At 46.6% G+C, this 13,746-nt stretch carries 10 protein-coding genes; 3 read left to right on the plus strand and 7 right to left on the minus strand.

The annotated features are described in order from the left end of the window. Positions 1–173 precede the first annotated feature (173 nt). A complete protein-coding gene (locus MKY66_RS20255; RefSeq protein WP_076211416.1) occupies positions 174–3,269 on the plus strand; it encodes a transglycosylase domain-containing protein in 3,096 nt (1,031 codons plus the stop codon). Between the two features lie 239 nt (positions 3,270–3,508). Here MKY66_RS20255 and acsA read toward each other — a convergent pair whose 3' ends face one another. After that, positions 3,509–5,233 carry an acetate--CoA ligase gene (acsA, locus tag MKY66_RS20260; protein WP_076211418.1) on the minus strand — a complete coding sequence of 575 codons (1,725 nt, stop codon included), beginning with the start codon at positions 5,231–5,233 and terminating at the stop codon, positions 3,509–3,511. Between the two features lie 298 nt (positions 5,234–5,531). Here acsA and MKY66_RS20265 point away from each other — a divergent pair, with 298 nt between their 5' ends. Then, positions 5,532–6,164, plus strand: coding sequence for a GNAT family N-acetyltransferase (locus MKY66_RS20265; protein WP_076211420.1), 633 nt, complete (start codon positions 5,532–5,534; stop codon positions 6,162–6,164). 137 nt (positions 6,165–6,301) lie between these two features. On the opposite strand, the gene MKY66_RS20270 is transcribed toward MKY66_RS20265, so the two are convergent. The 4 genes from MKY66_RS20270 to MKY66_RS20285 all read right to left on the minus strand — a co-directional run bounded on the left by MKY66_RS20270 (position 6,302) and on the right by MKY66_RS20285 (position 9,104). After that, the gene (locus MKY66_RS20270; protein ID WP_076211422.1) at positions 6,302–6,997 is read right to left on the minus strand and encodes a 5'-methylthioadenosine/adenosylhomocysteine nucleosidase; all 696 of its coding nucleotides are present in this window, start codon (positions 6,995–6,997) and stop codon (positions 6,302–6,304) included. Between the two features lie 123 nt (positions 6,998–7,120). After that, the gene (ccpA, locus tag MKY66_RS20275) at positions 7,121–8,134 is read right to left on the minus strand and encodes a catabolite control protein A (RefSeq protein ID WP_036614690.1); all 1,014 of its coding nucleotides are present in this window, start codon (positions 8,132–8,134) and stop codon (positions 7,121–7,123) included. A 92-nt stretch (positions 8,135–8,226) separates the two neighbouring features. Then, complete coding sequence (gene ytxJ / locus MKY66_RS20280) at positions 8,227–8,574, minus strand: bacillithiol system redox-active protein YtxJ (protein WP_076211424.1); 348 nt, start codon at positions 8,572–8,574, stop codon at positions 8,227–8,229. Between the two features lie 122 nt (positions 8,575–8,696). Next, positions 8,697–9,104 carry a hypothetical protein gene (locus MKY66_RS20285; protein WP_339805731.1) on the minus strand — a complete coding sequence of 136 codons (408 nt, stop codon included), beginning with the start codon at positions 9,102–9,104 and terminating at the stop codon, positions 8,697–8,699. A 282-nt stretch (positions 9,105–9,386) separates the two neighbouring features. Here MKY66_RS20285 and MKY66_RS20290 point away from each other — a divergent pair, with 282 nt between their 5' ends. Next, the gene (locus tag MKY66_RS20290; RefSeq protein ID WP_036674874.1) at positions 9,387–9,911 is read left to right on the plus strand and encodes a type 1 glutamine amidotransferase domain-containing protein; all 525 of its coding nucleotides are present in this window, start codon (positions 9,387–9,389) and stop codon (positions 9,909–9,911) included. Between the two features lie 119 nt (positions 9,912–10,030). Here the strand turns inward: MKY66_RS20290 and ptsP are convergent, their stop codons facing one another. Continuing rightward, positions 10,031–11,791: a phosphoenolpyruvate--protein phosphotransferase gene (gene ptsP, locus MKY66_RS20295; protein ID WP_036614699.1), complete on the minus strand. Its 1,761-nt coding sequence runs from the start codon at positions 11,789–11,791 to the stop codon at positions 10,031–10,033. After that, a complete protein-coding gene (locus MKY66_RS20300) occupies positions 11,788–13,668 on the minus strand; it encodes a glucose PTS transporter subunit IIA (RefSeq protein ID WP_036674872.1) in 1,881 nt (626 codons plus the stop codon). The genes ptsP and MKY66_RS20300 overlap by 4 nt, the downstream gene beginning before the upstream one ends. Positions 13,669–13,746 lie beyond the last annotated feature (78 nt).

Genomic DNA, 13,746 nt, shown 5'->3' on the forward strand with positions numbered 1-13,746 from the left:
GAGGTGGCCTGCTTATTTTGGCTTAGAGCTCATGAAATGTGCTTCAATATCGCATGATATATAGCATAATGCATGGCAGAATGGCAAATTTCGACCATTACTTGTATTTCTCAGGCATGCAAACCCGCCTTTTTATGCTATAATAAGTGCTGTTAAAAGGAGGAAGACACTGAATGGTTGATGTTAATAAGAAAAAGCCCGATGAACAGCCTGTACGCAAACGCAGCTTTGCCCGCAGACTGGGAAGTTTCGTCAAATGGATGGTTGTCCTTGGATTTATGGGGGCACTATTTGTAGGCGGTGCTTTGATGGGATACGTCAGTTCCATTGTGAAAGACGAGCCTGTCCGTTCAAGGGCCCTGATTGAACAAAAAGTCAGCGAAAACTCCATCACAGGCTTTGCTTACTTTGCCGACGGCAGTCCGATCGGTCAATTACGTACGGAAGAAGACAGGCGTCCGGTCACTACGGACCAGATCCCACAGAAGGTTATTGATGCTGTCATTTCGATTGAAGACAATCATTTTTACGAACATAAAGGTGTAGACATGAGTGGAACACTACGTGCCGTGAAACAGAAAGTGCTGAAAGAATCAGTACAAACCGGCGGTAGTACACTGACTCAGCAATTGGCGCGTCGTGTGTTTTTGAATCTGGATCGCACGGAAGATCGGAAAGTGAAAGAAATTTTGCTCTCACTCCGACTCGAACGTTTCCTGACCAAAGACGAGATCATGACAGCCTATCTGAACAAAGTTCCTTTTGGTAATGGTTCCAGCGGATACAACGTTTACGGAATCAAAGCGGCAGCCAAAGGATTGTTCAATATTAATGATCTAGAAAAAATCAACATCGCTCAAGCTGCTTATCTTGCTGGATTACCACAACTCCCCTCCTCTTACTCCGCTTTTAACGGTAAAGGTGATTTTGTAGAGGAGAATTTTGACCGCGCAATCAACCGTCAGCATCTGGTACTGCGCCGTATGCTTGAACTGGGCAAAATCAATCAGTCCGAGTATGACAAAGCTCTTGCTTTTGATATCAAAAGCTCACTCGCTCCGAAGACCATCAAGGCTTACAACACTTATCCATATCTTATGATGGAAACGGAACGACAAGCTGCACAGATTTTGATGAAACAGTTGAATTCCGACACAGCTGAATCTACAGACAAAGCTACGGATGCAGCCACACCTCAGAAGGAAAGCAGTGCATTATTAGAGGAAGCTCAGACGCAACTGCGGACAGGTGGATATCGGATATACACGACCATCAACAAAAGTATCTACAAAACGATGCGTACCATTGCGGAAGATGACAGCAATTTCTCAGCAGATGATCCTGTCAAAGGAAAAGAACAAACTGCTGCCATGCTGATTAATCACAAAACCGGTGCTATTCTGGGCATGATTGAGGGTCGGGATTTCCAGGACGAACAGATGAACTATGCAACGCAGATGATACGTCAGCCAGGTTCAACGATGAAACCTATTGCAGCTTATCTGCCAGCTCTGGATGAGGGTCTTGTCCAACCTGCTTCTATTATTGATGACTCACCGATCATTCTCAAAAATGGTCCGAGCGGCTACCACATTGCCAAGAATGCCAACAATCGGTATCAGGGACTGGTCACTGCCCGCAGAGCACTGAATTATTCTCTTAATATACCAGCTCTGAAGTTGTTTAATGAAGAAGTAGGGATCGAGAAAGCTTGGACCTTCGCCAAGAAACTGGGGATTACCACCATTCAGAAGGAAGACTATCAGGCTCAGACAGGTGTTCTCGGAGGTCTCCAATACGGTGTAACCGTTGAAGAATTAACCAGTGCCTATGGTGCTATCGCCAATAAGGGTGTATATAACGATTCTTACATGATTAGCAAAATTGTAGATTCCAAAGGCAACATCGTTTATAAACATGATACTGAACCTGTCCAAGCCTTCTCGGAGCAGACAGCATACCTGATGACCGATATGCTGCGGACCGTTATTACAGAAGGAACGGCAGATAAAGTACGTGAAAATTACAAATATTCCAAGAGTGTGCCAATCGTAGGTAAAACGGGTTCCACTCAAAACTACGCAGATGTCTGGTTTGAAGGTTATACACCAGATGTCACACTTGGCGTGTGGGTTGGATACAAACAGCCGGTGAATACGCTGGAAAGTAAATCACAGAGAAAACGTGCACAGCAACTGTGGTCGAAAATCCTGAACGAAGTGATCGATACGCAAAAAGATCTTTTCGTCACGAATTCGTTCAAAAAACCATCTGGCATCGAAACGCGCACGGTGTCGGCATACAGTGGCAAGTTGCCAACATCCATGACTGACAAATTTGTTACGGATATTTTCAACAGCAAGTTTGTTCCGAAGGATAGTGATGACGGTGTAGCCAAAGCCAAGTACATTACTTACAATGGTGTAAACTATATTCCGCGTGACGGAACACCTTCGGACATGTTGAAGGAAAAAACAGTAATCAAGCGTAAAAAACCAATCTCGGATCTCATCAAAGAATTGCAAAATGCATTCTCACGTATGAGTAGACATGAGTCACTTGCTTATTATCTTCCTGAAGATGCTGGTGCAGACATGCCAACACAGATTGATCCAAGGACAGATAACGGCAAAGCTCCTGATGCACCAGGCAACGTACGCATCTCAACCTCAGGTGACAGAGCTATCATTACATTTAATGCCACACCTGAAAATGATGTCGTGGGTTATCGTTTGTACCGTTCAGTAAACGGTGGAGGATTCCAGAACCAGGGTCAGGTTGTCCTGACTGGTGAATCCAGATCATTCTCTGCATATGCAGCGCAAGGCGGTAACTTCGCCTTCTATGTAACGGCAGTGGATGTTGCCGGCAGAGAGTCTGCTCCTAGCGCTACAGTAAATAGTGCTGGTGTAGCTCCTCCTGTGGAAGAAGAGATTGATGAACCAATTGAAGTTCCAGGTACAGTCATTACGCCGGGAGAAACGCAGACCGATAATACAACAACGACAGCCCCAGGCACACCTGGTCAAGTCAGCGTATCTGCCCTCACTCAAGGACTGCGCATTCAATGGGCGTCGACTCCAGACGCAGATAGTTATACTGTATATTACAGTGAAACAGGCTCGGCTCCTTACACCAAAATCGGAACAACAGCGGGAAATACCATGGATTATGGAGTACCGGCATCGACCAGTGGATGGTTCAAGGTATCTGCCAGCAACAGTGCAGGTGAATCCGAACCTTCTGCAGCGATACATTTTCAACCCTGATTAAGGCATAGCTTTCCAAAACAAGCCGCATCCTCAGACTGTATCTGAGTGTGCGGCTTTTTATTTGTATTTAAAGTAAGCCAAAAAGCCCGCTTCATGCCATTGGCATAAAACAGGCTTTTACAATCCATTTTAATGGGTAGAGTCACTGTATTCGGAACCGCAGAATATTAACTTCTTCCCACTACTCAATGCATGACCATCGATACCAACACATTGATGATCCTAGCACTGTCGCGTTAGTCTTCAATGGTGGATAGATCTCCTGTTGGCAGATCAAGCTCCCAGGCTTTCAGGACACGGCGCATGATCTTGCCGGAACGTGTCTTGGGCAGTTTATCCTTAAACTCAATCTCACGCGGAGCAGCGTGGGCAGACAGACCCTCTTTGACAAAACGATAGATCTCTTCTTTCAGCTCCGGTGTCGCCTCATATCCTTCACGAAGCGCCACAAAGGCCTTGATGATCTCCCCACGTGTAACATCCGGCTTACCGATTACACCCGCCTCTGCTACCGCAGGATGCTCCACAAGCTTGCTCTCCACCTCAAAGGGGCCGATACGCTCCCCTGACGAATTAATCACATCATCAATACGTCCCTGGAACCAGAAATATCCTTCTTCATCCATATAAGCGGAGTCACCGGATACATACCAGCCCGTAAGCCTGAAATACTCCTCGTATTTCACAGGGTTATTCCAGATCTTCGCCATCATGGATGGCCAAGGTGCCCGTATGGCCAGATTACCCATACTGTACGGCGGCAATTCCTGCCCGCGATCATCAATAATGGCTGCTTCGATGCCAGGCAACGGACGTCCCATGGAGCCAGGTTTGATCGGCATTCCGGGATAGTTACAGATCAGCTGTGCACCTGTTTCCGTCATCCACCATGTATCATGAATTCGCTGACCATAGGCTTTCCAACCCCAACGAACAACCTCCGGATTGAGCGGTTCACCGACAGACATGACATGACGCAGACTGCTCAGATCAAACTGGGCGATGGTCTCTTCTCCCGCTCCCATCAGCATACGGAAGGCCGTTGGTGCACTGTACCAGATCGTGACTTTGTTCTTCTGGATGGTACTGTACCAATCTTGAGGACTGAAACGACCGCCTCGTATTACATTGGTTACTCCGTTGAGCCATGGAGCAAAGATACCGTAAGAGGTGCCTGTCACCCAACCAGGGTCAGCAGTACACCAGTACACATCATCCTCACGTAAATCCAGAACAACCTTACCTGTATAATAGTGCTGAATCATGGCATTTTGAACATGGTACACCCCTTTGGGTTTACCCGTAGAGCCTGAGGTATAATGAATAAGCAAACCATCCTCACGATTCAGCCACTCTACTTCCATCTCATCCGAAGCGGCAGACATCTCTGAATCAAAATCGATGAGTCCTTCCTCAGTCTGCGCGCCTCCACCCACAATAAATATATGTTTTAGCTCGGGCAATTCGGAACGTTTGATGCGTTTTAGCAATTCGGGAGTGGTCACGAGTGCTACTGCTCCGCTATCCTCCAGCCGATCCTTCACTGCCGTTTCCATAAAAGCTTCGAACAAAGGGCCCGCGATGGCTCCGGCTTTCAATATACCCAGAAGACTAAAATACAGTTCAGGACTTCGAGGCATAAAAATAAACACCCGTTCCCCTTTGGTTATGCCATATTTGCGGAGAACGTTCCCGAACCGACTCGACTGTTCGCTCAGATCAGCAAAAGTATAGGCCTCTTCACGTGAAGCATCGCTATACAATAAAGCGGTTTTCCCGCCCCTTCCTTCCAGTACATGACGATCAATCGCTTCATGCGCCATGTTTACTTTTCCGCTGGCGTGCCACGTAAAGTGCCTTTCCACCGATTCCCAATCGAACCGGCTTCTCGCCTCCGTGTAATCGCCCAGATTAGATTCAGACACAACCGTTTGCAGCATCTCACCATGTGCTTGACTCATGCTTGCCAGCCTCCTTCAACTCGACATTTCGATTCCCGTTAGGGGTCAATCCTCATTGCCTTTGTGTTGACTGAACTTCCAGTTAGCGCTTACATTAGTAGAGAGAACTTCTCATCATGTACTTGCTCGGCCAAACAGATGTTAACTATACTGTATTGAATTGTGAACATTTTTTGTCTACGCAATTATAGCAAATCTTTTCAATTGTCGTCTATGGCTTTTCAATTTTTTGGATTTTTGCTATAGCGTTCTTTTTGAAGAACAACCTCTATAAGTGGGAAAGAGAGGAGCATGAACCATGGAACATATCAAAGAACATCATATGCGTTCCATCTTCAAGTCCGGCCACCGAATTACAATTGAAGGTCCCGTGCAAGCCGAGGAGATAACCCGTCTTGCCTTCCATCCAGATCTGGATGCCTTTCGGCGCCCAATGGAGCAGCAGGAAGCTCTGGCCGAGATTGCAGCATTGCCTGAAGGTCGAATTATCATTGCACACGAAAATGAAACGATTATCGGTTATGTAACCTTTCACTATGCGGATGATTGTGAACGCTGGTCCGAGGGTAATATGACTGATCTGATTGAGCTTGGGGCAATCGAGGTTGCGGACGACTATCGCTCGCTTGGCATTGGACGTGAGATGTTACTTACGGCTCTGGAAGATAAATACATGGAGAACTACATTATTTTCACCACAGAATATTATTGGCATTGGGATCTGAAGGGCAGCGGATTAAACGTATGGGATTATCGCAAAATGATGGAGAGGCTGATGGAAACGATCGACATGACCTGGTATGCAACAGACGACCCCGAAATCTGTTCACATCCTGCGAACTGTTTGATGGTACGTATCGGAAGCCAGGTGCCCATCACATCGGAAGAACAGTTTGATCGTGTACGCTTCCGCCATCGGTTCATGTACTAATTCAATGATCTGTTCGAAAAACGATATACATAACAAAAACCGCCTCTCGCAGCGTTGCTCCATACTTCATGGAACAGCTAATCGAAGAGCGGTTTTTCATTGATTTTGGGTTGGCATTGCAATCGTAATTTATGCCATTACATATTTTCTAACATATACTCCACAATACGATGTGAACGCTGAGAAGATTCCACGGTAAATTCAGCAAAATTAACATGCGCCGAACCATCCGCTTTATCTGACATCCCACGCAGGACAACAAATGGTACTCGATTCATGTAACAGACCTGAGCAACTGCTGCCCCTTCCATCTCGGCACATGCACCGTCCATTTCAGTATATAACATGTTAACCGTATCTTTACTTGCAATAAATTGGTCTCCAGATAACACTTTACCGATCAGGTAATTGGCTCCCTGTGCTTTACACGCTTCTTCAGCCAATGTAATAAGCGAAGCCTCGGCAGGGAATGCAGATGTCTCTTGGTAAGGAATAACCCCGCGTTCGAACCCCAGTGGCGTTACATCCATGTCGTGCTGAACACATACAGACGATATAACCATATCTCCGATGTTCAGCTCCGGGTTAACTGCACCCGCAACACCTGTGAAGATAATGCGATTAACCTGAAAACGATCAATCAAGATCTGCGTTGTAACCGCTGCATTTACTTTACCTACGCCGGATTTGCACACGACAATTTGCTTACCCAGCCACTCGCCTGCAACGTATGTAATGCCGGTTTGTTTGACCGTCTCAAGCTGCTTCATACCTGCCAGCAAAAGCTCAACTTCCTCATCCATTGCTCCGATAATCCCAATCGTTTCACGCATCTTCCGAATACCTCCTGTTTTCACTTTTAACCTCATTCAGCACAAAAGCTCCGTCTCCGGAGCTTTCGCATATCCACTATGTAGAGAGAATAATGACTTCTCCCTTACTGTATATAATCCCGATTAAACTACATCTGCGTGACTTACAGACAGACGAAGAATCGTTTCATGCGGCAAAATGACCCGTGGGTTCTCCACATTTTCTTTCTTCATCAACTTGGTCAGCAAACGCATCGCTACTGCGCCAAGGTCGTACATTGGCTGAGCCACTGTTGTCAACTGAGGACGCACCATGGAAGCCATACGGATGTTATCCACACTAATAATGGAGAAGTCATCCGGTACTTTCAGACCGTCATCCTGAATGCTGTGAATGGCACCAATGGCCATTTCATCTGTAGCAGCAAAGATAGCTGATGGTTTTTTCTTGAGTCCAAGGAAATATTTCATTGCTTCCACACCGGATTCATATCGATAGTTACCGATTCGAACAAGATCCTCCTGGTATTCAATCCCCGCTGCTTCCAGTGCTTTTTTGTATCCTTGGAAACGGGCATACCCATTCGCCGGATCTTGCAGTGTACCACTGATCATCGCAATTTCCTTGTGGCCATGACGAATCAGGGTGTTTACCGCGTCAAACGCAGCCGCCTCATGGTCAATATCCACTGAAGGGAATGTGCCCTTCTCATCACTTGTTGCACAAAGTACGATCGGCACAGCCGCAGACTGGAACGCCTGAATGTGTTCGTCCGTTACTGTTCCGCCCATGAAGAGCAGTCCGTCTACTTGTTTTTCGAGCAACGTGTTAATAACACGAATTTCTTTTTCTTTCTTCTTGTCTGCATTACACAAAATAATATTGTAGTGATACATATTCGCAATATCTTCAATTCCGCGGGCAATCTCCGCGAAGGTTGAGTTCGAAATATCCGGAATAACGACCCCGACCGTGGTTGTCTTCTTGCTTGCCAGACCTCTGGCTACCGCATTCGGACGATATCCCAACCGTTCGATGGCTTCATATACTTTTTTCCGCGTTTGCGGTTTGACATTAGGGTTATTATTAACTACCCGTGATACCGTTGCCATAGACACTCCAGCTTCACGTGCCACATCATAAATGGTTACCGTCACAGTACTTCTCTCCATTACCAGTAAATTTTCATACCATTTTCATTAAGATTTATATTACGACAAATTTTTGCATTAATCAATTAAAATAGGCTTTAGGACTCACTCAAAACATTCGTAAGTGTGGTTCTAGTAATATCTGAATGGGAAGTATGCCATACAGGAATTCCCTTTTTGATCAGGATCGCCTGTGGAGATTCGTGCTTAACACCCAGCTTATCTGCTACTTCATTGGATACCGGGCGATCTTCCACAACATAGATGATGCCATATTTCACTTGTTCATTGGCATTGTTAAGCAAATAATCGTTCATCTCCTGATAAGCGTTTGAGCTGATCGGACAGCGCGTGCTATGCTTAAACAGAAGCAAGGGTTGATCCTTGGTAGCCTCCAATGCGGAGTTTAGCTGTTCAATACTTGTCATTTTAGTCATGTCAGCCATTAGATATACATCCCCCTTTACCAGGAATACCGCTACGTTGAGCGTTTTCACTCTTCGATATCTTAACAAAAAGTGCGCGAAAAAGCCAATTTTCATGAAAACAAGCATTTTACACGTCAAAATTAGACAGCATTTGAGAAGTACTCCTGCCATACAAATCCGGATAATTGACTCAATCTGCGCTCCGTGGTCTCAATCCACGCTGTATCACCAGACTTCGTTGCGTAACCCATAATGTCCAGCAATAGATTGATACGCTCCTCCACTGCTTGCTGCATTCGATATTCCATCTCCCGATCGGTCACATCCGGCCAGGCCAGCAGTAGCTCATGAAACAGGTCTGCCAGTTCATTACGTTCACCAAAAGATACGTCTTGCTTCACGGGCTGTTCACCCAATGTGCTTATGCATTCTGTTAAGTCCGGCTTGACCGGCGGAAGCACTTCATATGATACACAGTCTGTACACGCAAATACGGGTACGTTTCGAATCTCCACTTTTTTGGCGTATACCACTGTTCTTAATTCCAACTCCATTACATGTCCACATCTGCACGACTTGCGCACAACCATCACCTCATTCGTTCTATACTCTATATAAGTACCATTCGACCTATTTCGGCTCAAATCCTGCTATAAACGAAAGGTTGCACAAATTACCACTCCCTCCAGATGAAGGTTGTCGAATGCAGGCAGTTACTGACTTGTAATCGCTTCCTCCAAACTGAATATGCACTTCCATGAAGTCCCTTGGAGAATCTGTTACAATTAAAGACGAAACAGATCTAATCACCGCAAAAAGGAGAGATGGACATGAGATTAACCGGTAAAAAAGTCATCGCTCTGGTCGATGAAGAATTCGAGGATTTGGAATTGTGGTACCCTGTACATCGGGTTCGTGAAGAAGGTGCAGAAGTGCATCTTGCTGGAGAGAAAAAAGGAAAAACCTATATTGGCAAATACGGTGTGCCTGCTGAAGCCGAATACAGTTTCGATGAACTCGACAGTTCAGATTACGATGGTATTCTCGTGCCAGGCGGCTGGGCGCCAGACAAGCTGCGTCGTTATCCCAAAGTACTGGAGCTTGTGAAGGAAATGAATGCAGACCGGAAACCGATTGGACAGATCTGTCATGCGGGTTGGGTACTGATTTCTGCCAAAATTCTGGACGGGGTTACAGTAACCTCTACACCAGGCATTCGGGATGACATGGAAAATGCAGGTGCGATCTGGAAAGATGAAGCCGTTGTTGTTGATGGACATATCATCTCAGCACGTCGTCCGCCTGACCTTCCTCCTTATGGCAAGGCATTCTGTGATGCACTCGCTGACAAGTAAAAATAACCCCATTGTGCTCTCATGCACAGTGGGGTTATTTTATATAACAAGTTTTTCGATAAATAATATCACAAATGTAAATATATTAACTTAAAGGTATTTATATCCAGTTTCCCTAATCACGATGCGTTCGAACCACTTTGTTCATCTGGACTTCCCGTGGAGTCATTAAAGACTTGCAATCGCTCCTCAATATCTCCGCTCGTCCGTAAGGCGAAGCATTTTCGCGCTTCTTCTTTGGCAGCCGATGCTGTTGTGTTCAGCACTCTGTGCTTCACACGTAACAGAGATTGTGGAGACATACTCAAGTGGCGAATGCCAAGCTCCAACCAAAGCGGAATAGCACGTTCGTCCCCTGCCATCTCTCCGCACACACTGACATCAATTCCAGCCGTATGAGCCGCATCTGCTGTCGCACGAAGCATCCGCAGAACAGCCGGATGATAGGGGTGATACATATGAGCAATCTGCTCATTCATTCGATCTACTGCCAGTACATATTGAACCAGGTCGTTCGTACCAATACTGAAGAAATCAGCTTCCTCTGCGAGCAGATCAGCAATCATCACCGCTGCAGGAACTTCAATCATAATTCCCACCTGAATATGAGGGTCGTAGGATAATCCGCGCTCGTCCAGATCGGACATCGCCTCACGAAGAATCTCATTGGCCTGCTGAAGTTCTTCCACCGAAGAGATCATCGGGTACATGATTTTGACATTTCCAGCAGCGCTGGCACGCAGAATGGCTGTAAGTTGTGTTTTGAACAGATCCTTGCGGTCGAGACTAATCCGAATAGCTCGGTAACCCAGAAACGGATTGTCTTCCTCCGGCAATTCAAAGTAATCGAGTTGCTTGTCACCACCGATATCCAGTGTACGAATAACAACGGATTGTCCTGCTGTTTTCTCTGCCACAAGGCGGTACACCTCATACTGTTCTTGCTCACCCGGGAAAGTCGCACGGTCCATGTACAAGAATTCTGTTCGGAACAAGCCCACACCTTTGGCTCCTTGTTTCAAAGCAAGGTCCAATTCCTTCACCGAACTGATATTGGAAGCCAAGTGCAAAACGGCCCCATCTTTGGTTACAGCATCCACGGTAGCAAGGACTTGAAGTTGTTCCTTTTTCTTCAGTTGTTTGCTGCGAAGCATGGTATACCGTTCAATTGTCTTGCGATCCGGGTCTGTAAATACCAAGCCATTGTCACCATCCACCACAAGCATATCCCCTGTCTCTACCGGCATGCCAAGACTCGCTTCCAGACCGGAAACGAGAGGAATGCCAAGGGCACGAGCCATAATCGCAGAATGTGATGTTTTCCCGCCAATCAAGGTCACAATGCCTAGTACATGGGTGGGATTCAGATGCGCCAGTTGAGATGGCGACAGTTCTTTGGCAACGAGTACATACGGCTGGGTATCCGAAGGAAGTGTAATCTCCGGTGCACCGAGCAAATGCTTGAGCAGACGGTTACCCACATCCTTGATGTCAATGGCCCGCTCCTTCATATACTCGTCTTCCAGCAAGTCAAACATCGTGACAAAATGGTCTATGGCTTCTTTGACCGCCACTTCTGCTGCCTTATATTGACGCTCGATAATGCCGCGAATTTCGTTCATGAATACCGGATCTTCCAAGATGGCCAGATGTGCATCAAAGATACTGGACTCCTCTGGACCAACAACTTCCTTGAACTCATTTTTGATATATTCGATCTCATCCTTTGATGTCCGTATGCCCTCATACAGCCGTTCGAACTCTTGGGCGAGATCCACCGAATCCATCTTCTGATCCGGCAGATCCCATTCCCAACTGGGCAGGACAAATGCTTTGCCGATGGCTATGCCTGCAGCTCCGTTGATGCCTTGTATCTTCATTCTACCCCTCCAACGTTCCTGTCATAGAGCACCACGGACATAACGGATGCCTGACCTTTCTTAACTTGCTTAAATGGAGCAAAACTCCATGATTTTACACGATCTGGATTCGTAATTACCATTGGTGTTGTTAGTGACGCCGCTTGCTCGCGGAGTACTGCCAGATCAAACTTGATCAACAACTGCCCCGGCTCCACCGTATCGCCCTCCTGAACAAAAGCTTCAAAATGGCCTTTCAACTGAGAGGTATCGATGCCGATATGCAGTAACACTTCAAGCCCCTCACGGGTAGATATACCCAAGGCATGCATGGTCGGGTACAAGTGCATAATCGTTCCGTACACGGGTGAGACCAGCTCTCCCTTTTCCGGAACAAAGGCTACACCATCACCGACAAGCTTGGCTGCAAAGATCTGATCCGGTACCTCTTCAATCGGGAGCATTTTGCCTTGAACGGGGGCACAGAACAGAACCTGTTGCAGATCTCTTTCCAGCAGCTTCGCGATTTCTTCCCGAATCAATTCCGAGTAGGTCCCGAATACCACCTGTACGTTACCGCCACCCAGCTTGATCAGTCCAGCGGACCCCATACTCTTCATGGCACCCGTGTCGATCAAGCGGTCATCATGCACAGTCAGGCGAAGACGTGTAATACATGCTTCAACCTGTACAATGTTACTCTTCCCACCTAATGCTTCGAGGATTAAAGGTGCCTGATAAGGAATGTTACCTACCCAATCTTCCAGCATGGAGCCCTCTTCACGTCCTGGTGTTGGAATCTTGAACGTACGAATCGCCCATCGGAACAGGAAGTAGTAAACCAGCCCATATAGTATGCCAATCGGAATGAGCTTCCAAGCATTCTCCGATAGATGGAAATTGAGTATGTAATCAATAATACCTGCGGAGTAAGAAAATCCATGCCGGATATCAAGCCAGTAACTAATCCACATGGCAACGCCGGACATCACTGCATGCACGATGAACAGATATGGTGCCGCGAACAAAAAAGCAAACTCAATCTGTTCCGATACCCCGGTTAGAAAACAAACGAGTGCCGATGTCAGAAAAGTTTTCTTGATTTTTGGTTTCAGATCTTCCCTGGCTTCCTGAATAATAGCAAAGGCTATTGCCGGAATGGCAAACATCATGATGGGAAACAAACCCGCCATAAAGAATCCTGCTGTTGGATCACCTGCAAAAAATCGGGGCAAATCCCCTTGCACAATGTTACCATCAGGCGTTTCAAACGTCCCTAACTGGAACCAAAACACATTGTTAAGCAGGTGATGAAGCCCAAAAGCAACCAGCACCCTGTATAACACTCCGTAGATGAATAGTCCAAAACCCCCGAGACTGTATTCCCAGGTAGCAATGCCGTTCAATCCATGCTGTAGGATCGGAGCGAGCCATAACATAAAACAGGAGAACAATGCCGAACAGAGTCCGACAATGAGCAAAACAAACCTTGAACCTCCAAAAAATTGTAAAATTTCAGGCAGTTTAATGCTTTTAAACCGATTATGCATCCCACCGGCAAGGGCGCCGAGTATGATTCCGATTAAGGAAGCGGGCTGAACGGTGCCATCCCCGAAGTTCCGAGTTACCTGATCATATATCACGATACCAGCCAGAGCAGCAAGTCCCGCTTGTCCGGCCTGGTTGGAGAGTCCCAGTGCTACACCGACAGCGAACAGATACGGTAAGAAATAAAAAATACCGTGTCCGGCCACGGTAGACACTTCACCGACAATATCCAATCCCCAGGCGTCCCAAGGCAGACTGCCAACACTGAGCAAAATTGCGGCGGCGGGCAGGACCATTGTAGGCAGCATTACCGCTCGTCCGAGCTGCTGCAAGGATCCGAGCCAATTCATGGCGACCTCTCCTTTCTATCCTAGATGGTAAGCTTTACGCAACGTTTTGTCAAAGCAAAACAGTAACCAATTGGTAAT

The sequence above is a fragment of the Paenibacillus sp. FSL R5-0766 genome (assembly GCF_037971845.1).
Lineage (GTDB): Bacteria > Bacillota > Bacilli > Paenibacillales > Paenibacillaceae > Paenibacillus.